The following is a 26262-nucleotide window of genomic DNA, read 5'->3' as shown; positions in this document are numbered from 1 at the left end:
AGACGAGGTCCGCGATGAGCACAGCCGTCCGCCGAACCGCCCGCATCGCCGCAGCACTGGGCGCTACCGCCGCCGTCGCCCTGGCCGGGGCCGGGACCGCGTCGGCGGACGAGTGGCCGACGCCCCCGCCGTATCCCAGCCCGCTGGCACCGTTCGACTACGACGGTTTCCTCACCCCCACCGATCTGGACTACTGGAACCCGTTCGTCAGCGCGAACCGGCTGACGTCGCCGTTCGGCACCGACACTCGCATCGTGTGCACCGGTTTCCACGGCGTCCTGCTCGAGTGCTGGCAGGCCGACCGCGAGGGGAACCCGCACAAGCTCACCAAGCTCGCACAGGACTATCCCGGATCGCTCGGGGCAGGGCTGCCCGGCGGCGGGCCCGGCCACTTCGTCTATCCCGGTTTCGTCCCGGGGAGCTGACGACCCGCTACCGCAGCGTCGCGGGGCGCACGACCATCACCGAACTGGCTCGCTTACCGCGCTCCTGGATGAGTGCGATCGTGTGGCCACTCGGGTCGATGGCGGCGTAGATCTCCTTGCGGCCGATCGGCTCGAGCCAGCGTCCCTGACTGATCGACTCGGCCTCCGCGGCGCTGATCTGCCGGTGCGGGAACGCGGTCTGGGCGGCCTGGTCGATGTCGAGGCTGACGGCAGGGTCCTCGGCCAACTGCTCGAGCGTGCGGGCGTGCTCGAGCGTGAACGGCCCGACGCTCGTGCGGCGCAGCGCGGTCAGGTGCCCGCCGACGCCGAGCGCAGCGCCCAGGTCCCGCGCGAGCGCGCGGATGTAGGTGCCCGACGAGCAGTCGACGTCGACGTCGAGGTCCACGAAGCCGCCCGAATCCGCGGGGACGTCGCGGCGGGCCAGCACGTCGAAGCGTGACACCGTCACCGGACGCGCCGCGAGGGTCACCTCCTCGCCCGCCCGGATCAGTGCGTGCGCGCGCTGCCCGTCGACCTTGATCGCGCTGACGCTCGCGGGCACCTGCTGGATGTCACCCGTCAACTTCGCGATCTCGGCGGCGATCTGCTCGTCGGTGACGGCCGATGCGTCGGCGGTCGTGAGCACCTCGCCCTCGGCGTCGTCCGTCGTCGTGGCCTGGCCCAACCGGATCGTGGCGGAATACGACTTGGTGGTCAGCGCCAGCAGGCCGAGCAGCTTGGTGGCCCGCTCGACACCGAGGATCAGCACACCGGTGGCCATCGGATCGAGGGTGCCGGCATGCCCGACCTTGCGGGTGTTCAGCAGCTTCCGACACCGCGAGACCACGTCGTGGCTGGTCATGCCGGCTTCCTTGTCGACGATCAGCAGACCGGCGCCGACGAGACCGGAGGACGGTTTTTGAGACTTGGGCACGTGATGCGATTCTGCCAGCCGCCGGTCAGCTCACCGAAATTGCCGTGACGATCAAGCCGTCCGAGACGATCCAGCGGCCGTCGAAACTCGCGAGCGGCGCGCCGCCGTCCGTCGTGTCGCCCGGCACCAGCAGACGGGAACGGAACGTCCCGCCGATCCCGCCGGTGCTCTCGGCGCCCGCCGTGAAGGTGATGTGGGCGTCCTCGAAGCCGAGCCAGCGACCGGTGAGCGGGAACCACGCCTTGTAGGTGGCCTCCTTGGCGCAGAACAGCAGCCTGTCCCAGTGCACCGGCGCCGGTTCGGTCGACGTCAACCACTCACGCTCCGCGGGCAGGCTCACCGCGTCGAGGACACCGTTCGGCAGTGGGCCGTTCGGTTCCGCGTCGATACCGACGCTGCGCACCTGCATCGCGTACCCGAGCACCGCGGCGCGGTAGCCGTCGCAGTGGGTCAGGCTTCCCACGACGCCCCGTGGCCACACCGGAGACCCCTTGTCGCCCCGCAGGATCGGTGCCGGTTCGACGCCCAGGTCGGCCATCGCGAGGCGCGCGCAGTGGCGGGCGCCGATGAACTCGCGCCGACGCTTCTCGACCGCCTTCGCGATCAGCGATTCCTCCTGCGGGTGCGGTTGCAGGCCGGGCGGGTCCTCGAACAGTTCCGCGGACGCGACGCCGGCGGGCAGAATGCGCTCGATCAATCCAACTCCCCTGTCAGCGCTGTGCGCGCATGCGTTCGTACTCGGCTTCCTGCTCGGCGGTGATCCGGAAATGGCCGCCGAACTTGTTGAGCGTGCCGGGCGCGTACTCGGGCACCGGCAGAATCTGCCGGAGCAGTTTGTCCGGCAGCCCGCGCCGCTGCCACTCGCGCGGGTAGCCGAGCGAGACCTCCTCGAAGCGGACGCCGTCGTAGTAGGTGGTGCGCGGGATGTGCAGGTGGCCGTAGACGCAACACTCAGCGTTGTAGCGGGTGTGCCAGTCGGCAGTTTCGGTGGTGCCGCACCACAGCGCGAACTCCGGGTAGTAGAGCACCTCGGTGGGCTGACGCACGAGCGGGAAATGGTTGATCAGGATCGTCGGGATCGACAGGTCCAGAGCGTCGAGCCGCGCACGGGTCTCCGCGAGGCGGGCACGGCACCACGCATCGCGCGTCGCGTAGGGCTCGGACGAGAGCAGGAACTCGTCGGTGGCGACGACGTTCTTGTCACGGGCGATCCGTAGACCGTCGGTCTTGTCGGTGGCGCCGTCGGGCAGAAAGCTGTAGTCGTACAGCAGGAACATCGGGACCACCGTGGCGGGGCCGCCGTCGCCCTCCCACACCGGATACGGATCCTCGGGGGTGAGGACGCCGATCTCGCGGCACATGTCGACCAGGTAGTCGTAGCGAGCCTTGCCGTGCATCTGCACGGGATCCTTGGCCGTGGTCCACAGCTCGTGGTTGCCGGGCACCCAGATCACCTTCGCGAAGCGACTCTTCAGCAGGGTCAACGCCCAGCGGATGTCGTCGGCCTTCTCGGACACGTCACCGGCGACGATCAGCCAGTCGTCGGGCGACTCCGGGTAGATCTCCTCGGTGATCGGGCGATTGCCCCGGTGCCCGACGTGTGTGTCGCTCACCGCCATCAGTTTCCCTGCCACACCACTACCCTTTCGCCTCCTGCAGCTGGCGGTCGGAGCCCCCGACGGCCCAACGTCCCGATGCGGTCCGCCACAACACCGTCAGCATCCGCAACACCATGAACACGGTAAGCCCCAGCCAGATTCCGGCGAGGCCCCACTCCCACGCGAGCGACGACCAGATGAGCGGCAGAAAGCCGATCAGCGCGCAGGCCAGCGTGGCGGTCCGCAGGAAGGCGGCGTCGCCGGCCCCGAGGAGTACGCCGTCCAGCGCGAACACGATTCCGGCCACCGGCATGATGCCGACGAAGAACCACCACGCGACGGAGGTCTGGTCCAGCACCGCCGGGTCGTCGGTGAAGAACGTCGGGATCAGGGTTGCCCCGGCCGCGAACACCAGCGCCAGGACGGTCGCGAACACCGCCGACCAGCGCGTCACCCGCCAGGCCAGCCGGTTCGCGCCGCGCACGTCACTGCGCCCGAGCGCGGCTCCGACGAGGGTCTGGGCGGCGATCGCGAGCGAATCGAGCGTCAACGCCACGAAGTTCCACAGCTGCAGCACCACCTGGTGGGCCGCGACGGATGCCGCCCCGAAGCGGGATGCGACGGCCGCGGCGGACAGGAAGCACGCCTGGAACGCGAGGCTCCGCAGGATCAGATCACGGCCGAGCACCATCTGCGCCCGCATCACCGTCCAACTGGGACGCAGCGGCACCCGGGCACGCAACAACGCGACACCGAACAGCGCCGCCGACGTCGCCTGGCCCGCGAGGTTGGCGACCGCCGAGCCCTCCAGTTCCCAGCGCGGCGCACCGGCCACACCGTGGACGAGCAGCACACACAGGACCGCGGAGACCGCTTGACCGACGAGCACGAAGCCCAGCGGCCGCATCGTGTTCTGCACTCCCCGCATCCAGCCGTTGCCGGCCATCGCGACGAGGATCAGCGGCGCCCCGAACACGGCGATCCGCAGCCACCGTTCCGCCGCGGCCGCGATCTCGCCGTCCCCGGCGATCAGCGACGTGACCGGACCCGCGAGGACCTGCACCGCGACCACCAGGACCGCGCCGATCCCGAGCGCGAGCCACGTCGCCTGTACACCCTCCCGGACCGCGTCCCGTTCACGCCCGGCGCCGTGCAGGCGCGACGCCCGGGCGGTCGTGCCGTAGGACAGGAAGGTCAACTGCGTGCTCACCTGCGCGAGGACGAGGCCGCCGACGGCGAGGCCGGCGAGCGCGAGGGCCCCGAGCCGTCCCACGATCGCGATGTCGAGGAGCAGATAGAGCGGTTCGGCCGCCAGGACACCCAGCGCGGGTACGGCGAGACCGAGGATCCGGCGCGGGCCCGCGTCGGCCGGCCCGCGTTCGTGCGGGGTGCGGTGATCGGCGCCGGTCAAGTCAGCCGAGGGTCTCACGCAGCGCGGTGATCGCGGACTCGACGGCGCCGGTCGCAGTGTAGCCGGCGGCGAAGCGGTGTCCGCCACCGCCGAGATGCTCGGCTACCGCCGACACGTCCACGGTGTCCTTCGACCGCAGCGACACCGACCACGATCCGGGGGTGGACTCCTTGAAGACGGCGGCGACCTCCGCCTCCGCGGTGGTGCGCACGATGTCGATCACGCTCTCGACCTCTTCCGAGCCGAGCCCGGCCGAGTCGGTGCAGCGGATGACGGCATGGACCAGGCCGCGACCGTCGGCGGCGTCGGGCACCAGCACGGCGGACGACAGCACGGCGCCCAGCATCGGCAACCAACCGAACGGGTGGGTGTCGAGCAGGCGACGCGCGATGCCGGGCCCGTCGATCCCGGTCGCGAGCAGGCGCTCGGCGAGTTCGTGGGTGCCCGGCTGGACCCACCGGAAGGAGCCGGTGTCGGTGACCAGACCCGCGTACAGGCAGTGGGCGAGGTCGGCGTCGATCTCGACGCCCCACAGGTCGAACAGGCGGGCCAGCACCGCCGTCGTCGCCTCCGCGGAGTCGTCGATCAGGTCGAACGTCCCGTAGCGGGTGTTCGACCGATGATGGTCGATCACGAGTGAGCGCCGGGCGCCGCCGAGCCGGGACGCGAGGGCGCCGAGACGGCCGGCGCTACCGCAGTCCACCGTCACGAGCAGATCCACGGACTCGTCGACGGCGTCCGCCGGGACCAGGAGGTCCGTTCCCGGCAGTCCTGCCATCGACACCGGCAGTCGATCCGGGGACGCGAACGACACCTGCACCGGAATCCCCTTGCGCATGAGCACGATTCCGAGCGCGAGCCCGCTGCCGATGGTGTCGGCGTCAGGCTGGACGTGACACAGGACGGTCACGGACGACGCGCCCTCCAGCACCTCGATCGTCTCCTGCAGCGGCAGGGGCTGTGACGCGAGGGCCGGGGGCGCGGTTTCCGGGCAGTGAGTCATGACGGTCTCGGGTCAGGCGTCCTCGTCGGCCGCGTCGTCGCCGGCCGCACGGGGCTCTTTGTACGGGTCGGCGTCGCCGGCCGGCGACGCGTTCTCCCGCGCTCGGGCCACCGCGTCGTCCGCGGCACGCGCCCGGGCGAGGAGTTCCTCCATGTGCCGGGCCGTGTCCGGCACCGTGTCGGCGACGAAGGTCAGCGTCGGTGTGAACCGGACGCCGGTGCCCGCGCCGACCTTGGACCGCAGCACACCCTTGGCCTTCTCCAGGCCCGCAGCAGCGCCGGCCAGGTCCGGTTCGGTGTCGATGTTCTCGCCCATCACGGTGTAATACACCGTGGCGTCGTGCAGGTCGGCCGTCACCTTCGCGTCGGTGATGGTCACGAAGGCAAGACGCGGGTCCTTGATCTCGTGGTCGATCGCCGTCGCGACGATCGTGCTGATGCGCTTCGCGAGCCTGCGTGCGCGTGCAGGATCTGCCATGGCAATCAGTCTCCTCTCCAGGATTTCTCCAGCGTCGCCCCGCGCCGGTCCGTTCAGTCTTCGGGGCCGAAAATTCTTCGTCGAACCGCAAGTAGTTGCAGCTCGGGTCGTCCGGCGACGTGCCGCTCGCATTGATCGAGCACCTCGTGGACGTGTCCCACCCCTGAACTTGCCACGGCGACACCGATCAGCGCCCGCCGGTAGCGGTCGTGTTCGCCTGTCTCCGCGGCAGACACCCCATAGCGTCGCAGTTCGGTCAGGACCGGTCGCACCAGCGACCGCTTCTCCTTCAATGACCGCACATCGCCGAACAGGATGTCCATCTCGAGCGCGCCGAGAAACACCAGTCCTCCCTCCGGTGTGGGACATGTCGATCCCCGGCAGAGCCGGAGTGTCCCTCCCCGGTGGCACGAGGCCACCGGGGAGGGACACGTTCGGAGCGACTAGTCCCGCGGCTTCTCGCGAAGCTCGTAGGCCTCGATCACGTCGCCGACCTTGATGTCGGAGTACGTGACGGTCAGACCACACTCGTAGCCTTCGCGAACCTCGGTCGCGTCGTCCTTCTCCCGCTTGAGCGAGGAGATGGTGACGGTCTCGGCAATCACCTTGTTGTCGCGCAGCAGACGTGCCTTCGCGTTGCGACGGATGATGCCCGAGGTGACGAGGCAGCCGGCGATGTTTCCGACCTTCGAGGACCGGAACATCGCGCGGATCTCGGCCTTGCCGAGCTCCACCTCTTCGTAGATCGGCTTGAGCATGCCCTTGAGGGCCTTCTCGACCTCGTCGATCGCCTGGTAGATCACCGAGTAGTACCGGATGTCGACGCCCTCGCGGTTCGCCAGCTCCGTCGCCTTGCCCTCGGCACGGACGTTGAAGCCGATGATGATCGCGTTGGACGCGGACGCCAGGTTGACGTTGGTCTCGGTGATGCCACCGACACCGCGGTCGATCACGCGCAGCTGCACCTCGTCGTCGATCTCAATCCCCATGAGGGCCTCTTCCAGCGCCTCGACGGTGCCGGAGTTGTCGCCCTTGAGGATGAGGTTGAGCTCGTTGTGCTCCTTGAGCGCGGCATCCAGATCTTCCAGGCTGATGCGCTTACGGCTGCGGGCAGCGAGCGCGTTGCGCTTGCGTGCATTACGCCGGTCGGCGATCTGGCGGGCGATCCGGTCCTCGTCGACCACGAGCAGGTTGTCGCCTGCGCCGGGGACCGACGTGAAGCCGACGACCTGGACGGGACGCGAAGGCAGAGCCTCTTCCACGTCGTCGCCGTGCTCGTCGATCATGCGACGGACGCGGCCGTAGGCATCGCCCGCGACGATCGAGTCGCCGACCCGCAGCGTGCCGCGCTGGATGAGCACGGTCGCGACGGGGCCGCGACCCCGGTCGAGGTGCGCCTCGATGGCGACACCCTGGGCGTCCATGTCCGGGTTGGCCCGCAGATCCAGAGCGGCATCCGCGGTCAGCAGCACCGCTTCCAGGAGGGCATCGATGTTGGTGCCCTGCTTGGCGGAGATGTCGACGAACATGGTGTCGCCGCCGTACTCCTCGGTGACCAGCCCGTACTCGGTCAGCTGCTGACGGATCTTGTCCGGGTTCGCGCCTTCCTTGTCGATCTTGTTCACCGCGACCACGATCGGCACGTCGGCCGCCTGGGCGTGATTGATCGCCTCCACCGTCTGCGGCATGACGCCGTCGTCGGCTGCGACGACGAGGATCGCGAGGTCGGTCGCCTTCGCACCACGCGCACGCATGGCCGTGAAGGCCTCGTGACCCGGGGTGTCGATGAACGTCACCAGGCGCTCGTTGCCGTCCAGCTCCGTGAGGACCTGGTAGGCGCCGATGTGCTGGGTGATGCCACCGGCCTCGCCCTCGCGGACGTTGGCCTTGCGGATCGTGTCGAGCAGGCGGGTCTTGCCGTGGTCGACGTGACCCATGACGGTGACCACCGGCGGACGCGACGCGAGATCCGTCTCGTCGCCTTCGTCCTCGCCGTAGGTGAGGTCGAACGACTCGAGCAGCTCGCGGTCCTCGTCCTCCGGGCTGACGACCTGGACGACGTAGTTCATCTCGCCGCCGAGCAGCTCCAGCGTCTCGTCGTTGACCGACTGAGTCGCCGTGACCATCTCGCCGAGGTTGAACAGCGCCTGCACGAGTGCTGCGGGGTTCGCGTCGATCTTGTCCGCGAAGTCCGACAGCGACGCGCCGCGGGCGAGACGGATGGTCTCGCCGTTGCCACGGGGCAGCCGGACGCCGCCGACTGCGGGCGCCTGCATGCTCTCGTACTCGGCGCGCTTCGCCCGCTTCGACTTACGGCCACGACGCGGGGCGCCACCGGGGCGACCGAACGCACCGGCTGCACCGCCACGACCACCGGGACGACCGCCGCCGCCACCGGGACGACCGCGGAAGCCACCGGGAGCGCCGCCACCTGCACCTGCACCTGCGGGAGCACCACCGGGGGCGCCGCCGCCGCGGTAGCCACCGCCACCGCCGCCGGGACGACCGCCCGGAGCACCGGGACGACCGCCACCGGGACGACCGGCGCCGGGCGCCGGGCGGGCAGCACGCTGCGGCATTGCACCCGGGTTCGGGCGCGGAGGCATCGAGCCGGGGCTGGGGCGGGGACCGCCCTGGCCGGGAGCCGGACGCGGACCACCGGGGCCGGCGGCCGGACGCGGCGCACCGGGCACGCCGGGACGCGGCGCACCACCCTGCGGGCCGGGTCGCGGACCACCCGGACGCGGCGCACCGGGAGCCGGCCGCGGCGCGGGGCGCTCGGCCGGGGCCGACGAGTACGGGTTGTTACCGACGCGCGGCGGCTTGGGGCCGGGGCGCGGACCGCCGGGCTTGGGGCCGGCCGGGGCCGCTGACGCAGCCGGAGCGGCCGGAGCCTGCGCCGCAGGAGCCTGCGGGGCGGGCTTGGGACCCGGCGTGGGTGCCGGTCCCGGACGCGGTCCGGGGGCGGCCTGGGCGGCCGGTGCGCTCGGTGCGGCGGGAGCCGCAGGAGCGGGCGCCGCGGGGGCGGCCGGTGCCGGCTTGGGGCCGGGGCGCGGGGCACCCGGCTTGGGGGCGGAAGCTCCGGTAGCACCGGGCTTCGCCGACGGACGCGGCGATTCGCCACCCTCGGGCTTCGCGTTCGCCGACGGGAAGGACTCCCGCAGACGACGCGCGACCGGGGCCTCGACCGTCGAGGACGCCGACTTCACGAACTCGCCCTGCTCCTTGAGCCGTGCGAGTAGTTCCTTGCTTGTGACACCGAGTTCTTTCGCCAACTCGTGCACGCGGGCCTTGCCTGCCACTGCTCTCCTCTACTGAGAGGTCGAGCGAGCGACTGTTGCCCGCACGACCTCGGTTATCTCCGATGGACGTTCATCGCTGGTGCTTCACGGTGTGCTCATGAGTGCTTGTGCCTGTTCTCTGAGGTACTGCTCGACATTCTCGAGTGATGTTGCAACTCGAGAGGTCTCGAGTGGTACTGCGTCCCGCGTTATCCCTGCCCGGGGTCGGACAGGTTTCGAGTGAGCCGCCTACGACAACTCGGTGGTCTCGACCAACCGGTCGAGTTCCGAGGAGTCCAGACTTCCGGACACCCGCAGCGCTCTGCCGAATGCTCGGCGCCGTCCTGCTTCGCTCAGGCATTTCGGATCGCGATGCAACCATGCGCCGCGCCCCGGAAGCCGTCGCCGAGGATCGGGCGTGAGAGCGAATCCGCCGGATTCGAGTTCACGCGCCACAACCCTGAGCAGGTCGGTGGCCAGCCCTTTCCGCCTACAGCCGACGCATGTGCGCTCCGGAACATTGCCCCGGACACGCGTCGACACAGACAGTTCACGCTGAACCATCGACCACTCTACCGCTGTATCGCCGTGAATTGCGCATCCCGTTTCTAAGCACCTGTCGTTTCGCTACCGACCTGTGACTCGGGACCCGGTGCCGCGTCGCTACGGATGTCGATCCGCCAGCCGGTCAACCGCGCAGCCAGGCGTGCGTTTTGCCCTTCCTTTCCGATCGCCAGCGACAGCTGGAAATCGGGGACGACCACCCGCGCCGCACGAGCCTCGGGGTCGACGACAGTGACGGACACCACTTTCGACGGCGAGAGCGCGTTACCGACGAACTTCGCCGGATCCTCGTCGTAGTCGATGATGTCGATCTTCTCACCGGCGAGTTCGCTCATGACGTTCCGAACGCGCTGGCCCATCGGTCCGATGCATGCGCCCTTCGCGTTCAGACCGGGCACGCGCGAGTGGACCGCGATCTTCGATCGGTGGCCGGACTCGCGAGCGACCGCGACGATCTCGACGGACCCGTCGGCGATCTCGGGGACCTCAAGCGCGAACAGTTTCCGCACCAGGTTCGGGTGCGTGCGCGACAGCGTGATCTGCGGTCCGCGCTGTCCACGGGAGACACCGACCACATAGCACTTGATCCGGTCACCGTGCTCGTAGGTCTCCCCCGGGACCTGCTCGGCCGGCGGGATCAGGCCCTCGGCACCGTTGGCCTCGCTGCCGATCCGGACCACGACCATGCCGCGCGCGTTGGCGCGGGTGTCGCGCTGGATCACGCCACCGACGATCTCGCCCTCGTGCGTGGCGAACTCACCGAAGCTGCGCTCGTGCTCGGCATCGCGCAGTCGCTGCAGGATCACCTGACGGGCCGTGGTGGCGGCGATGCGCCCGAACCCCTCCGGAGTGTCGTCCCATTCCTCGCCCACCTGATTGCCGTCGGAATCGACGTCGCGAGCCATGACCCGGACGACACCGGACTTGGTGTCCACGTCGATGCGAGCGTGCGGCTGATGGCCCTCGGTGTGGCGGTACGCCGTCAGCAGAGCCGTCTCGATCGCGGCGATGATGGTGCCCGCAGAGATTCCCTTGTCCGCTTCGATAGCGCGCAGCGCTGCGATGTCGATATTCACTTGTCCGACCCTTCTTCGTTCTCTTCGTTCGACGCTTCCACGTCCGCAGGCGCGACCCGACCCTCGGGGATTCCTCCCGCGAGCTCGAGTTCCTTCGCGTCCGGGCGCGAGAACTCCACCTGCACAACAGCTTTCTTGACATCCGCGAGTTCCACCCGGCGCACGACCGGACCGCCCTTCGCTTTCACGACGAGGTCGACGCCGCCGTCGGTGAGCCGGCCGACCCGGCCGGTCACCGATTCCTCCGCGAGCTCGACGAGAACCTTGCGGCCCTGCGCACGGCGCCAGTGCCGCCCCTCGGTGAGCGGTCGGTCGATCCCGGGCGAGGTCACCTCGAGCGTGTACGGCGACTCCCCGAAGTCGGACGCCGCGTCGAAGACATCCGAGATGACGTGGCTGAGGCGGGCAACCTCGTCGAGCTCGAGCCCCGAATCGCTGTCGACCATGACGCGCACCGAACTGTGTCGACCCGCGAGCGTGATCGTGACATCCTCGAGGTCGTAGCCCTCACGCCCGATGGGATCGGCGAGAAGCTCGACCACTCTCTCCCTCGACGGCACCGGCATCTGGGACGCTCCTCGCTTCAGTTGTGGTCATCGCTGACGTGCGGCGATCATGTTCGAGCACCGCCCTCGGCGAAGCACGACAAGACACACCACCGGGTGGACTGTGGAGCCTCAAGGGTATCGCGCCGCGGAAGTCGTCGTGACCGCCCGGGTGGACGCGGCCCGACGTCGTCCGCGCGCTGAGCTCGATGCCGCCGATCGAGCACCGGACTGGCACGATGATCACGTGCGAACGACCTTCCTCACCACCCCGCTGTCGCGGCGCGCGGCCTTGCGCGCCGCAGGCGGCGCCGCGCTGGGAACCACCGCGCTCACCCTGATCACCGGTTGCTCGGATCCCGGCGACGCCGACACCCCGGCAGAGGTGGATGCGCTCACGGAGCAGGCGCGGCTCGCGCGCCGCGACGCCGCGAACGCGACGGCCACGATCGCCGGCCGCCCCGACCTCGCGGCCGCTCTCGGCGTCATCGCGGCGGAACGGACAGCCCACGCGGACGCACTGGACGAGGAGATCGCGCGGGCGGCGAGCACGCCACCGTCGTCGACGACCACCACGCCGCCCGCCGCCGCGCCGGTCCCCATCGATCAGCTCAGGGCCGACCTGGCCTCGGCTCAGCGCGACGCCGGCAAACTCGCCCGGACCCAGTCCGGGTATCGCGCCGGTCTCCTCGGTTCGATCAGCGCCGCGTGCGCCGCACAGCAGGTGGTGTTGTTGCCGTGAGTTCCACCAGTCCAGGGCCCGAACAGCAGGCCCTGCTCGACGCGCTGCAGGCCGAGTACGCGGCCGTGTTCGCGTACGGCATCGTCGCCGCCTTCTCCAACACCAATCGCACGGACCTCGTCGCCGCGAACACCGCGGCCCACCGCGCCCGCCGCGACGCCACGCTCGACGCGCTGGCCGCCGCCGACGTCGACGCGCCGGAGCCGGAGGCCGGCTACACGATTCCGTTCGCCGTGACGGACCCCGTCTCCGCCGCACAACTGGCGGCACAGGTCGAAACCGACACCGCCGCCGCCTGGCTGTCGGTCGTCGAACGCAGCCGATCCGAGCACACCCGCGAGGTGGGCGTCACCGCACTCACCGAGGCGGCAGTGCGCGCGGCGAACTGGCGCGCGATCCTCGGAGAAGCGCCCGCGACGACGGCATTCCCGGGCCGAGCCTGAGTCCACCACCGGCGTTCTCCACTGAGCGGGAAAGCCTCGCGCGAATCGTCTTGCAGCCCCTAGGTTCTGTGACACAGATCGCAACCGAGAGGAAACCCCGTGATGACGGAACGCTCCATCGAACAACGCCTCGACGACCTCGAACGGATCGAGGCCATCAAGGCACTCAAGCACCGCTACCTGCGAGCATGCGACGCGAAGGACGCGGACACCTTCCGCGCCTGCTTCATCGACCGCGGCGCCCTGATCGACTACGGCCCGCTCGGCAAGTTCGACGACGCCGACCCCATCGCCGAGGTCTTCCGCAACATCGCACTCCAGAAGGTCGACGGTAGGAACGTCATCCTCGACATGCACCACGCCTTCCACCCCGAAATCACGCTCCGCAGCGACGAGCTGGCGGAAGGCAAGTGGACACTCGCCTTCCGCCAGGTCAACCTCATCGACAACACCGAGACCGTTCGCTCCATCGAGTACGTCGACGAATACGTCGTCGAGAACGGCGAATGGAAGATGTCGAAGTGTCAGTCGATCACGCTGTGGTCGATGACCCGCCCACTCGCCGACGGCACCGTCGTCACCGAAGGCTGATCCGCACCTTCACTCTGCGCGGCTCGCCGCGGTGACGACTGCACGGCTCGCCGCGGTTCACTCTGCGCGGCTCGCCGCGGTGGCATCAGTGCTGCCGCGGCGACCGCCACCGCCACGAACCCCGCCCCCACGTACAGCGCCGGTGCCAGCGCGTCCGTGTACCCGGCCGGCGTGAGACTGCCACCCGCCCCGAGGAACACGGCGGTCAGGATCGCGATACCGAGCGCCACGCCCACCTCACGCAACGTCGAGTTGATCGAGCTGGCCGTCGCGTGATCGGCTTCCCTCATGTCCGCCAGCACCGCCGTCGCCGTGGGCGCGAAGGTCAATCCCATTCCGACACCGGCCATCACGAATGCCGGGACGAGACTGGGGTACTGCACCCCGGGCTCGATCAGCCCGGCCATCCACACCAGCGACAATCCCTGCAGTACCAGTCCGGTCACCAGCAGCGCCCGCAATCCCACGCGAGGCGCGAGCAGACCCGCGATCGGCGCGACCACCATCGGCGCCGCCGTCCACGGCAGTGTCCGCAGTCCCGCCGCGAAGGGGCTGTACCCGGACACGATCTGCAGGTACTGCGACAGCAGGAACACCGCGCCCATCATGCCGAGAGTGAATGTCAGCGCAATGACGTTCGCGAGAGAGAACTGCCGGGACCGGAACAACCGCAGCGGCATCACCGGGAACTCGGCCCGCCACTCCCGCACCGCGAAGGCCACCAGCAGCAGCACCGCAGCGACGAGGGTGCCGAGCACCGACACGCTGGTCCAGCCGTCGTCGTTGCCGTGCACGATCCCCCACACTCCGAGGAACACCGCCCCTCCGGAGAGCAGCACGCCCATCGGATCGAGCGGCTGCCGCGGGCCCGTCGACTCCCGCAGCGCGTAGAGCACCAGGGGCACCGCCAGTGCCGCAACCGGGACATTGAGCCAGAACACTGCCTGCCACGAGACCCCGTCCACCACGGCACCACCGACGACGGGACCGAGCGCGACGCCGAGTCCGGAAACTCCACCCCACACCCCGATGGCGAGAGCGCGCTTCGCGATCGGAACGGCACCCGCGAGCAGAGTCAGCGAGAGCGGCATGACCGCGGCGGCACCGACTCCCTGGACCGCCCGGGCCGCGATGAGCATCTCCGGGCTGGTCGAGAGAGCAGACGCGATCGACGCGGCCGTGAACACCGCTATGCCCCAGAGGAATACGCGACGGCGACCGAGCCGGTCGCCGAGCGTGGACAGCGACAACATGAGCGTCGCGAAGGCCAGCGTGTAGGCGTTCATGAACCACTGCAGCTGGCCGACCGACGCATCGAGATCGTCGCGGATGACCGGCAGGGCGCTGGTCATCACGAGGTTGTCGAGCGTCGCCATGAACATCGGGACCGAGGCGGCGACGATGGCCAGCCAGACGGGTACCGACCGGGCACGCGGCGGCACGGCGGCCGGTTCGGAAGACGGTGGATCGAGTGGATCGGAGAGGGTCGTCATGTCGGCTCCTGAGGCCTGAGGACGGAATCGGCGTGGATCTGTCGAGCGGAGATGTACCGGAAACCACGTTTGTAAGCATCGAATGATTACTTAACTTCGTCGACGCTAGTTATCGAGTGATAGCCTGTCAACATGTCGACGGCGGAAAAGGCGGAGAAACAGACCCGGATGAGCGCCGAGGCCCGGCGTGAGCTGGTGCTCGCCGCCGCGACACGGGCATTCGCCCGAGGTGGCTTCCACGGCACCAGCACCGACGCGGTCGCCAAGGAAGCCGGGGTGTCCCAGCCGTACGTGGTCCGAATGTTCGGCACCAAGGCCAACCTGTTCCGCGAGGTCTTCGCCCACGCCATCGGCCGGATAATGGACGCCTTCGACCCCGCTCTCGACCGCGTCGCCGAGGATCCCGAGAACGAGGAACTCTGGGCCCAAATGGGCGCCACCTACACCGAGTTGCTGGCCGATCGCGACCTGCTGCTCGTGATGATGCACGGCTTCGCGGCCGGCTCGACGCCCGAGATCGGCGCGCAGGCCCGGGACTGGATGGCCAAGATCTACACCCAGATCCGCACTCGTACCGGATGCACCCCCGAGCACGCGCGCACGTTCATCGCGAACGGCATGCTGCTCAACACCCTGGTCGCGATGGAGGCACCGCAGCACGCCGACCGGGATCCGGCGCTCGCCGAACTCTCGGTGTGCGCGTTCGGCAACAGCCTCGCCGCTGCGGTCGGCGACATCGACTGACTTCGTATTCGGATTGCCCGAATCAGGGGTGACGGGTAGGGGATTCGTCACGCATGCGGGTACCCCGGGTCGATCCCCTACCGATCCCCCCAATTGCCCCCTAAGCCACCACTGATCGCTCCCACGGACGGTGCGCACGGGATGCAATGGCAGTCGACACCGTCCGGTGTCGACCTTGGATCGAGCGACACATAGGAGCCACGATGTCCATCTCCGCGATCTTCAACGCCCTGCTCTCCGCGATGTTCGGCGCCAACTTCGGATTCGGCTCGGAAGGCGGCGACGGCATTGCCGCCGGTTCAACGGGTGGCGCGAACGGCGGCGGCCAGGGCGGCGGCGGGTTCAACTTCGGATCCTGATACCGCAGCGACCGGCGCCGGTGGACATCCGATACGGTGTCCGCCGGCGCTCTTCGTTCTTCGCGGCTCGCCTCAGACCAGGAAGTGCGCCGCCTGTTCGGCGAGGTCGAGGACGGGCTGGGGCGCGATCCCGAGCACCAGCGTGACCACCGCCGCGACAGCGACCGCGGCCACCGTCGGCGCACTCGGAACCACCACGACCGGCGACGCGTCCTCGGGGGGATCCGCGAAGAACATCAGCACGATGACACGGACGTAGAACACCGCAGCGACGGCACCGCTGACGACGCCGACGATCACCAGCGGCACCGCCCCGCCGGACGCGGCGGCCTCGAACACGGCGAACTTGCTGATGAACCCACTGGTGAGCGGGATACCGGCGAACGACAGCAGCAGCAGCGCGAACGTCGCGGCGAGCAGTGGCGACGTACGGCCCAGCCCCGCCCAGCGCGCCAGGGCGGTGATTTCGGCCCCCGACGCGTCCCGCACCAGTGACACCACGCCGAACGCACCGAGCGTGCTGAAGCCGTACGCCAGCAGGTAGAACAGCGACGCGGAGATACCCTCGTCGTTGCCGGCGATCACGCCGGTGAGGATGAACCCGGCGTGTGCCACCGACGAGTACGCGAGCATTCTTTTGACGTCGGACTGTGTGATCGCGAGCAGCGCGCCGACCAGCATGGTGACAATCGCGACCGCCCACAGCACGGGGCGCCAGTCCACGCTCAGTCCCGGCACGGCCACGTAGAAGACACGTAGCGTCGCCCCGAATGCGGCGATCTTCGTCGCTGACGCCATGAAGGCGGTGATCGGCGTCGGAGCTCCCTGGTACACGTCGGGGATCCACGAGTGGAAGGGCACCGCGCCGATTTTGAACAACAGACCCACCGACAGCATCGCCAGGCCCATCCGGGCGAGGAGCACGTCGTTCGCCTGCTCCTCGACGGCGCGGCCGATCCCCGGGAGGTCCACGGTTCCGGCGTAGCCGTACAGCAGAGCCGTCCCGAACACGAAGAACGCCGACGAGAACGCACCCAGCAGGAAGTACTTGAGCGCGGCCTCCTGCGAGAGCAGACGTCGGCGCCGGGCCAGCCCGCACAGCAGGTACAGCGGCAGCGAGAGCACCTCGAGCGCAACGAACATGGTCAGCAGGTCGTCGGCCGCGGGAAACAGCAGCATGCCGCCGATCGCGAAGAGCGCCAACGGGAAGACCTCGGTCTGTGTCACGCCCGCCCGGACGGCCTCCCGCTCGGCATCGCTGCCCGGCACCGCCGAGGCACGCGGGGTGAAGGCATCCACGCCGCGTGCGCCCACCGAGACGGACTCCGCCGACGCTGCGGCGCGGTCGAGTCCGCGATCGGCGACGAGCAGCGCCGACAGCAGCGATACGCACAGGACGGTGCCCTGCAGGAACAGCGTCGGCCCGTCGATCGCGACCGATCCGACCGCGGCCGATTGCCTCGTGCCCGCGAGCGCGATCACCGCGATGCCCGCCGAGCCCAGTGCGCCGAAGGTGAGCACCAGGTGGGCGGTGTAGCGCGTCCGCCGCGGCCAGAACGCCTCGACCAGCACGCCCACAACCGCCGCACCGAAGACGATCAGCATCGGCGACAGCAGGCTGTACTCGATGCTGGGGGCCGGCAACACCGTGGGATTCATCGGGGTTCACCTCCGTCCTGTTCGGCGACGACAGGTGCCGGGTCCTGGCGGTCGATCGTGGTGAGCGTGTCGGCGACCGCGGGGGTGACGACGTCGAGAATCGGTTTCGGGTACACCCCGAGGACCAGGAGCAAGGCGATCAGCGGCGTGACCACGACGAGTTCGCGGCGGCGGAGGTCCCGGATCCGGTCGGTGCCGGAGGCGACGGGTCCCGTCATCATCCGCTGGTAGAGCCACAGCACGTACAGGGCCGCGAGGACGAGTGCGACGGTCGCGACGACGGCGGCCGCCGGGTATCGGGTGTAGGTGCCGATCAGGACGAGGAATTCGCTGACGAACGGCGCGAGGCCCGGCAGCGACAGGGTGGCCAGCCCGGCGATCAGGAAGGTGCCGGCCAGCAGCGGCGCCACCTTCTGCACGCCCCCGTAGTCCGCGATGACCCGTGTGCCGCGCCGCGTGACGAGGAATCCCGCCACCAGCATCAGTGCGGCGGTGGAGAACCCGTGGTTGACCATGTAGAGCGTGGAACCGCTCTGTCCCTGACTGGTCATCGCGAACACGCCGAGCACGATGAAACCGAAGTGGGAGATGGAGGTGTACGCGATCAGCCGCATGACGTCGGTCTGGCCGATCGCGAGCAGTGCGCCGTAGACGATGCTGACGACCGCGAGCGTCACGACCAGGGGCGCGAAGTACTGTGCGGCGTCGGGGAAGAGCTGCAGGCAGTACCGCAGCATCGCGAAGGTGCCCACCTTGTCGACGACGGCCATCATCAACACCGCGGTCACCGGGGTGGACTGGACGGCCGCGTCGGGCAGCCAGCTGTGCAGCGGCCACAGCGGCGCCTTGACGGCGAACGCGAACATGAAACCGAGGAACAGGGCGTTCGCCACGTGGCCGCTCATCGTCAGCTCACCGGTCGACACCGCGTCGACGATCGCACGGAAATCGAAGGTGCCCGACGTGAACGGGCTGTCCGCCCCGGCCGTCACGACGTACAGGCCGATCACCGCGGCCAGCATGATCAGACCGCCGAGGAGGTTGTACAGCAGGAACTTCACCGCGGCCCGCGAGCGGCCCGGACCCGGTTGGCCGTATCCGCCGATGAGGAAGTACATCGGGATCAGCATCGCTTCGAAGAGCACGTAGAACAGCAGGATGTCGAGGGCCAGGAACGACATCAGCACCATCGACTCGACCACGAGGATCAGTGCAACGTACAGGTGCGTGGCACGGGGTCTGGTGTCGTCGGCGTCCACGTCTCGCCAGCCGGCGAGGAGCAGGAGCGGAACGAGGACCGCGGTGAGCAGTACGAGCGCCAGCGCGATGCCGTCGAGGCCCAGATCGTAACGGGTCCCGAACGCCGGTATCCAGGAATGGGATTCGACGAATTGGTACCGCTCGCCGCCCGGTTCGAAGCGCACCGCGAGTAGCACGGCGATCGCGAGTGTCGCCGAACCCACCACGAGTGCGAGCCACCGGGCCGCCGTCTTCCGACGAGCCGGCAATGCTGCGGCCGTCACCGCTCCCGCGAGCGGCAGGAGCCACAGGGCGGTCAGCCAGGGAAAGCCGTTCATGACACCCTCCCCACCAGTGCCGCCGCGACCACGAACGCCGCGCCGACGAACATGTACAGGGCGTAGGAGCGCACGAACCCGGTCTGCAGCCGGCGAAGCGCCACCGACAACAGCCCGAGCACGGCACCGACACCGCCGGTGGCGCCGTCGATCCCCTTGTCCTCGACCACCGTCAGTCCCCGCACCAGGCGCTGACCGGGACGCATGAAGACGGCCTCGTCGACGTCGTCGCCGTAGAGGTCACGCCGCGCTGCGACCGTCACCGCCGACACCTGGGCAGGAGCCACCACCGGCACCGGCCGAGTTCCGTACTGCCGGTACGCAATTCCGGCGCCGATGAGCACGACAGCGAGTGTGACGGCGGTGACCACCCACACCGGGACCGCGAGTTCACCGTGCTCGGCCGCGCCGCCGAACTCCGTCCAGACCGGTTCGAGCCAGTGCTCGAGCGTGCCGCCGACCGCGAGCAGTCCGCCGGCGGCAACGGATCCGACGGCCAGCACGATCATCGGCACGGTCATCACACCGGGCGACTCGTGCGGGTGTGCCCCCGGATTCCACCGCCTCTCCCCGAAGAACGTCATCAGCATCACGCGCGTCATGTAGAACGCAGTGAGCCCCGCGCCGATCAGCGCGACCGTGCCGAGAGCCGTCCCCCCGATCCCGCCGGAGCCGAAGGCCGCCTCGATGATCTTGTCCTTGGAGAAGAACCCCGAGAACGGTGGAATCCCGATGATCGCGAGATAGCCGAGTCCGAAGGTGGCGAACGTGATCGGCATGAGTGTGCGCAGACCGCCGTAACGCCGCATATCGGTCTCGTCGTCCATGCCGTGCATGACGGATCCGGCGCCGAGGAACAGCCCCGCCTTGAAGAACCCGTGCGCGAGCAGCAGCATGATCGCGAACGCGTAGCCGGCGGGGCCGAGTCCGGCTGCCATGACCATGTAGCCGATCTGACTCATCGTCGAGGCCGCGAGCGCCTTCTTGATGTCGTCCTTCGCGCACCCGATGATCGCGCCGAACAGCAGGGTCACGGCGCCGACCAGGACCACCGCCACCTGAGCTCCCGGCGCCGCCTCGTAGATCGGCCCGGACCGCACGATCAGGTAGACGCCGGCCGTGACCATGGTGGCTGCGTGGATGAGCGCCGACACCGGGGTGGGACCCTCCATCGCGTCGCCGAGCCAGGATTGCAGCGGTACCTGTGCCGACTTGCCGCACGCGGCGAGCAGCAGGAGCAGTCCGAGCGCGGTGGTCACTCCCCCGCTCGCGCCGGACGTGTCGCCGCTTCCGACACCACCGAGGACGTCGGCGAACGACACCGATCCGAACGTCGCGAACATGATCATGAGCCCGACCATCAGGCCCATGTCGCCGACGCGGTTGACCACGAACGCCTTCTTCGCGGCCGTTGCCGCGCTCGGCTTGTACTGCCAGAAGCCGATCAGCAGGTACGACGCGAGACCGACCCCCTCCCAGCCGACGTACAGACCCAGGTAGTTGTCGGCGAGCACGAGCAGCAGCATCGCGGCGAGGAAGAGATTGAGGTACGCGAGGAACCGTCGTCGTCCGGGGTCCGTCTTCATGTAGCCGACGGAGTAGATGTGGATGAGCGATCCGACGCCGGTGACGAGCAGCACGAAGCACATCGACAGTTGGTCGAGGCGCAGCCCGAAGTCGACCTGGAGTCCGGCTACGGGCAGCCACGAGAAGAGGTGCTGCCGGGCGACCCGGTCCGAGTCCGCGCGGCCCACCATGTCGACGAACAGCATCACGGCGACCACGAACGACGCGAGGGTGGCGGCGCACCCGAGCAGGTGCCCCCAGCGGTCGCTGCGGCGGCCCGCGAGCAGCAGGACGACGGCGCCGGTCAGCGGCAGAGCCGGCAGGAGCCAGATGAGTGCGTGAATTCCCGTCCCCCCGTTCATGTCAGTACTTCAGCAGGTCGGCGTCGTCGACCGAGGCCGATCGGCGGGTCCGGAAGATGGTCATGATGATCGCGAGTCCGATGACGACCTCGGCGGCGGCGACCACCATCGTGAAGAACGCGAACACCTGGCCGTCGAGATTGCCGTGCATCCGCGCGAACGTGACGAACGCGAGGTTCGCGGCGTTGAGCATCAATTCGATGCACATGAACACGACGATCGCGTTGCGCCGCAGCAGCACTCCCGCGGCGCCGATCGTGAAGAGCAGCGCGGCCAGGTAGAGGTAGTTGTCCGGGTTCATCGGGACTCCTCCCCATCGGACCGTTCGATCGCGGCTCGTGGGCTGCGCGGGGTGAGGATCCGGCTGACGGACTCGCGCGAGTACGTCCCGTCGGGCAGACGCGCGGGCAGGTCCACAGCGTTGTGCCGGGCGTAGACGCCGGGGCTCGGCAGGGGCGTGACCCGCGCGGATTCGTCGGCGCCCCAGTCCCGGAACCGTTGCTTCGACATCTCGCGCTGACCGAGGCGCCGTTCGAAACGCTCGCGGTGCGCGAGCACCATCGCGCCGATCGTGGCGGTGATCAGGAGTGCCCCGGTCATCTCGAACACCCACACGTACCGGATGAAGACGAGTTCGGCGATGCCCTCCACGTTGCCCCCCGACGCCGAATTGGCCTGGTCCAGTCCGACGAAACCCACTTCGCCGGACCGGAGGACCCCGACGGTGGCGTTGCCGAGCCCACCGATCAGCAGCAGACCGAACCCGAGTCCGGCCACGACGGCCGCGATCCGTTGCCCGCGCAGGGTTTCCACGAGCGAGTCCGAGCTGTCGACCCCGATCAGCATGAGCACGAACAGGAAGAGCATCATGACCGCGCCGGTGTAGACGACAACCTGGACGACGCCGAGGAACAGTGCACCCTGCGCGATGTAGAGCACCGCGAGCACGATCATGGTCATCGCGAGACAGATCGCCGAGTAGACGGCCTTGGGCGCGCACACCACTCCGAGCGCTCCGAGCACCGCTGCCGTACCGAGGATCCAGAACTGGACGGCCTCACCGGTGGACGTCCGGGTGAAGACCTCGGCGGCCAGTAGCGCGGTCGATTGTGCGGTCGCGGCGTCCACTACGTCACCTCCTCGGATCCGGGCACCGACTCGGCCGCGCCGCCGAACACGGATCCGCGGTAGTAGTCCTCGTCGGTGGTGCCGGGAGCCATGGGGTGCGGCGGCGCCTGCATCCCGGCCTGCAGCGGCGCGAGCAGGCGATCCTTGCCGTAGATCAGGTCGATGCGGTTGTCGTCGGCCATCTCGTACTCGTTCGTCATCGTCAGTGCTCGCGTGGGGCAGGCCTCGACGCACAGCCCGCAGCCGATGCAACGTAGGTAGTTGATCTGGTAGACGCGTCCGTACCGTTCACCCGGCGAGTAGCGCTCCTCTTCGGTGTTGTCGGCGCCCTCGACGTAGATCGCGTCGGCCGGGCACGCCCACGCGCACAGTTCGCAGCCGATGCACTTCTCCAGCCCGTCGGGATGCCGGTTGAGTTGGTGTCGACCGTGATAGCGCTCCGCGGTGGGCGCCTTCTGCTCGGGGTAGAACTCCGTGACGGGTTTCTTGAACATGGTCGAGAAGGTCACGCCGAATCCGGCGACGGAGTCGAGGAACTCAGGCATCGGAATCCTCCATTCCGGTAGGTGCCGACCGCACGAGGGCATGGGCGGGGCGGGGATCCTGCCCCGGCAACGGCGGCACCGGGAAGCCGCCGGCCGACGGATCGAACGGGGTGCCGGTGTCGTGGGGCGCTGCGCCGTCGTCACCGGCGCGGGTGGCGCGGAGCCTGCGGTAGAGCCCCGCCAGCAGCCCGAGGGCCACCACTGCGCCGCCGACAACCAGCACGATCCAGCGGGACTCGTAACCTTCGTTGCGCAGGGCCCGGACGGTGGCGACCACCATCACCCAGGCGAGTGCGACGGGGATGAGGACCTTCCAGCCCAGGTTCATGAACTGGTCGTAGCGCAGGCGCGGGAGCGTGGCGCGCAGCCACATGAACACGAACAGGAAACCCCAGACCTTGATCGTGAACCACAGCAGCGGCCACCACCCGGAGTTGGCGCCGTCCCACATGTTCAGCGGCCACGGCGCGTGCCAGCCGCCGAGGAACATCGTGGCGGCGAGCGCGGAGACGGTGACCATGTTGACGTACTCGGCCAGCATGAACATCGCGAACCGCAGCGACGAGTACTCGGTGTGGAATCCGCCCACCAGTTCGCCCTCGGCCTCGGGGAGGTCGAACGGCGCCCGGTTGGTCTCGCCGACCATCGACGTCACGTACACGAGGAAGGCCGGCAACAACAAGAAGACGTACCAGTGCCCCTCCTGGGCGGCCACGATGCCCGACGTGGACATCGTCCCGGCGTCGAGGAAGACGGCTGCGAACGTCAGGCCCATCGCGACCTCGTACGAGATGACCTGGGCGGTGGACCGGAGCCCGCCGAGGAGCGGGTACGTCGAGCCCGACGCCCAGCCGGCCAACACGATGCCGTACACGCCGACGGAGGTGACCGCGAGAATGTAGAGCACCGCCACCGGGAGATCGGTGAGCTGCAACGGCGTCCGGTGTCCGAGGATCGAGACCTCGGGCCCGAACGGGACCACCGCGAACGCCATGAAGGCGGGCACGACCGCGATGATCGGTGCTGTCAGGTAGACGGGCTTGTCGACGCCGGCGGGGACGATGCCCTCCTTGAGCGCGAGTTTGACGCCGTCGGCGAGGGACTGCAGGATTCCGTGCGGGCCGACGCGGTCGGGGCCGACGCGCATCTGCATCCACGCCAGCACTTTCCGTTCGAGATAGATCGCGAGCAGCACGGTCAGCACGAGGAAGACGAAGATGCCGAGCGCCTTCGCCACCACGAGCCACCACGGGTCGTGGCCGAACATCGACAGGTCGGCGGCAGCCAGGGTGTTCATCGCGCGACCTCGCCTTCCACGAGCGAGCCGGCGACGCCGTCGTCCGCCGACGGCCCGATCCGGACCACGTCCCCGATCTGCGCTCCGAGTTGCCGATACACCTCGGACCCGGGCGAGCAGATCGGCAACCACACCACCCGGTAGGGCAGATCGGTGATCGCGAGCGGCAACGTCACCGACCCTCTGTCGGTGGCGACCGTCACCGGATCGCCCTCACGCACCCCGAGTTCGGCGGCACAGTCGGCGGACAGCCGAACGACCGGCGGTCGCGCGGTGCCTGCCAGGAAGGGTTCACCGTCCTGCATCCGGCCCGCGTCGAGCAGCATCCGCCACCCCGCCAGGACGGCCTCTCCTGGGCCGGGTTCGGGTGTCGCCGACGGCGCCGTCCCGGACATCGGCACGCGCGCTCCCTGCCACGGACCGAGGCGGTCGAGTTCGGCGCGGGCCGCCGCGACGTCGGGCAGGCTCAGCGGCCGGCGCGCCTCGGCGGCGATGGCGTCGAGCACCCGTAGGTCGGGCAGCGCTCCGGTGCGGGGCAGCGCCGTCTCGAACGGCCGCACCCGGCCCTCCCAGTCCACGAAACTTCCGGACTTCTCGGCGACCGGCGCGACCGGGAACACGACGTCGGCGCGGTCGGTCACGGTGCTGTGCCGCAGTTCGAGGCTCACGACGAAGTCCGCGGCGTCCAGCCCGGCGAGAGCCGCACGTGGGTCCGGAAGATCGTTCGGATCGACACCGCCGACGAGGAGTGCGCCGATCGCGCCGGACGCCGCGGCGGTGAGTACACCGGCGGTGTCGCGTCCCGAACCAACGGGCAGGTCCGGGACGTTCCATACGTCGGCGACCTGCCGGCGGGCCTCGGGATCGGCGATCGGCCGTCCACCCGGGAGCAGGCCCGCGAGCGCCCCGGCCTCGAGGGCGCCGCGCTCCCCTGCCCGCCGCGGAATCCAGGCCACCCGGGCCCCGGTCTCGGCCGCGAGGGCCGCGACGGCGGTGAGGGTGCCGGGAACAGCGGCCGCGCGCTCCCCGACCACGATCACTGCGCCGGGACGACGCAGGAAATCGGACCCGGCGAGTTCGTCGAGGATCGCCGGCTCGTCGCCCGGCACGGCGCGCAGCAGGCGCCCGGACATCTTGTCGAGCCCACGACTCGCGAAGGGCGCGATCGAGAGGATCACCGCGCGCCCGGTGCGCACCGCCTTCCGCAGCCGCAGGAAGACGATCGGCGACTCCTCCTCGGGTTCGAACGCGACGAGCACGACGGCGGACGCATTCTCGAGGTCGTCGTACGTGACGACCTCCGGGCCGAGACCGCGGCCCGCGACATGGGAGGCGAGGAAGGCGGATTCCTCGGCGGAATGCGGCCGCGCGCGGAAGTCGACGTCGCCGGTGCCGAGCACGACGCGTGCGAACTTCGCGTAGGCGTAGGCGTCCTCGTACGTGGCGCGTCCACCGACGAGCACCCCGGCCCGGCCGGTCGCGGCGACGAGCCCGCGCGCTGCGACCGTGATCGCTTCCGGCCAGGACGCCGGCCGTAGCCCGCCGCCGGGATCGCGCACGAGTGGGGTCTCCAACCGGTCCGGTTCGCGGGCGTAGGTGAATGCCCACCGGCCCTTGTCGCAGTTCCACTCCTCGTTGACCTGGGGATCGTCCCCGGCGAGTCGGCGCAGCACCGTGCCACGACGGTGGTCGGTGCGTTGCGCGCACCCGCTCGCGCAGTGCTCGCAGACACTCGGCGTCGACACCAGGTCGAACGGCCGGGCCCGGAATCGGTAGGCGGCTCCGGTGAGGGCGCCCACCGGGCAGATCTGGACGGTGTTCCCGGAGAAGTAGGAATCGAACGGCTCCTCGTCGGCGATGCCCACCTGCTGCAGGGCGCCGCGCTCGAGCAGCTCGATCATCGGATCTCCGGCGACCTGCCGGGAGAACCGCGTGCAGCGCGCACACAGCACGCACCGCTCGCGGTCCAGCAGCACCTCACTCGACAGCGGAATCGGTTTGGGGAAGGTGCGTTTGACGCCATCGAAGCGGGACTCCGCGCGCCCGCTGGACATCGCCTGGTTCTGCAGCGGGCACTCGCCGCCCTTGTCGCACACCGGGCAGTCCAGAGGATGGTTGATCAGCAACAGCTCCATGACGCCCTTCTGGGCGCGGTCGGCGGCCTCGGAGGTGACCTGTGTACGGACCACCATGCCGTCGGTCGCGACCGTGGTACACGACGCGAGCGGCTTGCGTTGGCCCTCGACCTCGACGAGGCACTGTCGGCACGCTCCGACCGGATCGAGCAGCGGGTGATCGCAGAACCGCGGGATCTGGATGCCGATTCCCTCGGCGGCGCGGATCACGAGCGTCCCCTTGGGTACGGTGACCTCCGCACCGTCGATCGTGAGTGTGACGCGGTCCGAGGGCACCGGTTGGCCCGACGCGTCGGACCCCATGTTG

The 26262-nt window shown here is 69.3% G+C and carries 26 protein-coding genes; 6 read left to right on the top strand and 20 right to left on the bottom strand.

All coding sequences use genetic code 11. The features are described 5' to 3' along the window. Positions 1-14: 14 nt before the first annotated feature. Positions 15-425 (top strand): hypothetical protein, encoded by a 411-nt coding sequence (locus C7H75_RS10605; RefSeq protein WP_081187842.1) that lies wholly within the window; start codon positions 15-17, stop codon positions 423-425. 7 nt (positions 426-432) lie between these two features. Here the strand turns inward: C7H75_RS10605 and truB are convergent, their stop codons facing one another. From truB to rimP, 11 genes are all read right to left on the bottom strand, one after another. Further along, positions 433-1359 (bottom strand): tRNA pseudouridine(55) synthase TruB, encoded by a 927-nt coding sequence (gene truB, locus C7H75_RS10600; RefSeq protein ID WP_084846130.1) that lies wholly within the window; start codon positions 1357-1359, stop codon positions 433-435. A gap of 25 nt (positions 1360-1384) precedes the next feature. Further along, on the bottom strand, positions 1385-2056 hold the full coding sequence (gene npt, locus C7H75_RS10595; RefSeq protein WP_084867064.1) for a 4'-phosphopantetheinyl transferase Npt: 672 nt from the start codon (positions 2054-2056) through the stop codon (positions 1385-1387). A gap of 13 nt (positions 2057-2069) precedes the next feature. Further along, complete coding sequence (locus tag C7H75_RS10590; protein ID WP_106851325.1) at positions 2070-2993, bottom strand: metallophosphoesterase family protein; 924 nt, start codon at positions 2991-2993, stop codon at positions 2070-2072. A gap of 4 nt (positions 2994-2997) precedes the next feature. After that, the gene (locus tag C7H75_RS10585) at positions 2998-4368 is read right to left on the bottom strand and encodes an MATE family efflux transporter (protein ID WP_084867059.1); all 1371 of its coding nucleotides are present in this window, start codon (positions 4366-4368) and stop codon (positions 2998-3000) included. A 1-nt stretch (position 4369) separates the two neighbouring features. Continuing rightward, entirely contained in the window at positions 4370-5371 is a 1002-nt protein-coding gene (locus C7H75_RS10580) for a DHH family phosphoesterase (protein WP_064079157.1), read from the bottom strand. A gap of 12 nt (positions 5372-5383) precedes the next feature. After that, complete coding sequence (rbfA, locus tag C7H75_RS10575; protein ID WP_005513786.1) at positions 5384-5848, bottom strand: 30S ribosome-binding factor RbfA; 465 nt, start codon at positions 5846-5848, stop codon at positions 5384-5386. Positions 5849-5901: 53 nt separating this feature from the next. Then, a complete protein-coding gene (locus C7H75_RS10570; protein ID WP_013415751.1) occupies positions 5902-6192 on the bottom strand; it encodes a DUF503 domain-containing protein in 291 nt (96 codons plus the stop codon). 99 nt (positions 6193-6291) lie between these two features. Then, positions 6292-9150: a translation initiation factor IF-2 gene (infB, locus tag C7H75_RS10565; RefSeq protein ID WP_013415750.1), complete on the bottom strand. Its 2859-nt coding sequence runs from the start codon at positions 9148-9150 to the stop codon at positions 6292-6294. Positions 9151-9378: 228 nt separating this feature from the next. Further along, positions 9379-9693 (bottom strand): YlxR family protein, encoded by a 315-nt coding sequence (locus tag C7H75_RS10560; RefSeq protein ID WP_069854960.1) that lies wholly within the window; start codon positions 9691-9693, stop codon positions 9379-9381. 44 nt (positions 9694-9737) lie between these two features. Further along, positions 9738-10769, bottom strand: coding sequence for a transcription termination factor NusA (nusA, locus tag C7H75_RS10555; RefSeq protein ID WP_005513790.1), 1032 nt, complete (start codon positions 10767-10769; stop codon positions 9738-9740). Next, entirely contained in the window at positions 10766-11335 is a 570-nt protein-coding gene (rimP, locus tag C7H75_RS10550; RefSeq protein WP_005513791.1) for a ribosome maturation factor RimP, read from the bottom strand. The genes nusA and rimP overlap by 4 nt, the downstream gene beginning before the upstream one ends. 226 nt (positions 11336-11561) lie before the next feature. On the opposite strand from rimP, the gene C7H75_RS10545 reads away from it, so the two are divergent. From C7H75_RS10545 to C7H75_RS10535, 3 genes are all read left to right on the top strand, one after another. Further along, positions 11562-12056, top strand: a complete 495-nt coding sequence (locus C7H75_RS10545; RefSeq protein ID WP_226347471.1) for a hypothetical protein — start codon at positions 11562-11564, stop codon at positions 12054-12056. Next, positions 12053-12499, top strand: a complete 447-nt coding sequence (locus tag C7H75_RS10540) for a ferritin-like domain-containing protein (RefSeq protein ID WP_013415747.1) — start codon at positions 12053-12055, stop codon at positions 12497-12499. The genes C7H75_RS10545 and C7H75_RS10540 overlap by 4 nt, the downstream gene beginning before the upstream one ends. 102 nt (positions 12500-12601) lie before the next feature. Continuing rightward, the gene (locus C7H75_RS10535; protein WP_175274657.1) at positions 12602-13090 is read left to right on the top strand and encodes a nuclear transport factor 2 family protein; all 489 of its coding nucleotides are present in this window, start codon (positions 12602-12604) and stop codon (positions 13088-13090) included. On the opposite strand, the gene C7H75_RS10530 is transcribed toward C7H75_RS10535, so the two are convergent. After that, positions 13024-14583, bottom strand: coding sequence for an MFS transporter (locus tag C7H75_RS10530; protein ID WP_106851324.1), 1560 nt, complete (start codon positions 14581-14583; stop codon positions 13024-13026). The two genes, C7H75_RS10535 and C7H75_RS10530, sit on opposite strands and share 67 nt — an antisense overlap. 132 nt (positions 14584-14715) lie before the next feature. Here C7H75_RS10530 and C7H75_RS10525 point away from each other — a divergent pair, with 132 nt between their 5' ends. Beyond that, positions 14716-15327 (top strand): TetR/AcrR family transcriptional regulator, encoded by a 612-nt coding sequence (locus C7H75_RS10525; RefSeq protein WP_022595390.1) that lies wholly within the window; start codon positions 14716-14718, stop codon positions 15325-15327. A gap of 203 nt (positions 15328-15530) precedes the next feature. Beyond that, positions 15531-15686, top strand: a complete 156-nt coding sequence (locus C7H75_RS25735) for a hypothetical protein (protein WP_157349028.1) — start codon at positions 15531-15533, stop codon at positions 15684-15686. A gap of 72 nt (positions 15687-15758) precedes the next feature. Here C7H75_RS25735 and nuoN read toward each other — a convergent pair whose 3' ends face one another. The 8 genes from nuoN to C7H75_RS10485 are packed head-to-tail and all read right to left on the bottom strand — an operon-like array spanning position 15759 to position 26258. After that, on the bottom strand, positions 15759-17345 hold the full coding sequence (nuoN, locus tag C7H75_RS10520) for an NADH-quinone oxidoreductase subunit NuoN (protein ID WP_106851323.1): 1587 nt from the start codon (positions 17343-17345) through the stop codon (positions 15759-15761). Then, the gene (locus C7H75_RS10515) at positions 17342-18922 is read right to left on the bottom strand and encodes an NADH-quinone oxidoreductase subunit M (RefSeq protein ID WP_022595386.1); all 1581 of its coding nucleotides are present in this window, start codon (positions 18920-18922) and stop codon (positions 17342-17344) included. The genes nuoN and C7H75_RS10515 overlap by 4 nt, the downstream gene beginning before the upstream one ends. Further along, the gene (nuoL, locus tag C7H75_RS10510; RefSeq protein WP_022595384.1) at positions 18919-20850 is read right to left on the bottom strand and encodes an NADH-quinone oxidoreductase subunit L; all 1932 of its coding nucleotides are present in this window, start codon (positions 20848-20850) and stop codon (positions 18919-18921) included. Before nuoL ends, C7H75_RS10515 begins: the two co-directional genes overlap by 4 nt. 1 nt (position 20851) lies before the next feature. Then, positions 20852-21151 carry an NADH-quinone oxidoreductase subunit NuoK gene (gene nuoK / locus C7H75_RS10505; protein ID WP_005513807.1) on the bottom strand — a complete coding sequence of 100 codons (300 nt, stop codon included), beginning with the start codon at positions 21149-21151 and terminating at the stop codon, positions 20852-20854. Then, positions 21148-21978, bottom strand: coding sequence for an NADH-quinone oxidoreductase subunit J (locus tag C7H75_RS10500; RefSeq protein ID WP_022595382.1), 831 nt, complete (start codon positions 21976-21978; stop codon positions 21148-21150). The genes nuoK and C7H75_RS10500 overlap by 4 nt, the downstream gene beginning before the upstream one ends. Beyond that, positions 21978-22523, bottom strand: coding sequence for an NADH-quinone oxidoreductase subunit NuoI (gene nuoI, locus C7H75_RS10495; RefSeq protein ID WP_044990881.1), 546 nt, complete (start codon positions 22521-22523; stop codon positions 21978-21980). Before nuoI ends, C7H75_RS10500 begins: the two co-directional genes overlap by 1 nt. Then, positions 22516-23820: an NADH-quinone oxidoreductase subunit NuoH gene (gene nuoH / locus C7H75_RS10490; RefSeq protein WP_060934572.1), complete on the bottom strand. Its 1305-nt coding sequence runs from the start codon at positions 23818-23820 to the stop codon at positions 22516-22518. The genes nuoI and nuoH overlap by 8 nt, the downstream gene beginning before the upstream one ends. Next, a complete protein-coding gene (locus tag C7H75_RS10485; RefSeq protein ID WP_064066924.1) occupies positions 23817-26258 on the bottom strand; it encodes an NADH-quinone oxidoreductase subunit G in 2442 nt (813 codons plus the stop codon). The genes nuoH and C7H75_RS10485 overlap by 4 nt, the downstream gene beginning before the upstream one ends. Positions 26259-26262 lie beyond the last annotated feature (4 nt).

It is taken from the genome of Rhodococcus (subgen. Prescottella) equi, assembly GCF_003013675.1.
Taxonomy (GTDB): domain Bacteria; phylum Actinomycetota; class Actinomycetes; order Mycobacteriales; family Mycobacteriaceae; genus Prescottella; species Prescottella equi.
Note: the sequence above shows the minus strand (reverse complement) of the source record. Positions and strands in the feature narration are given on the sequence as shown.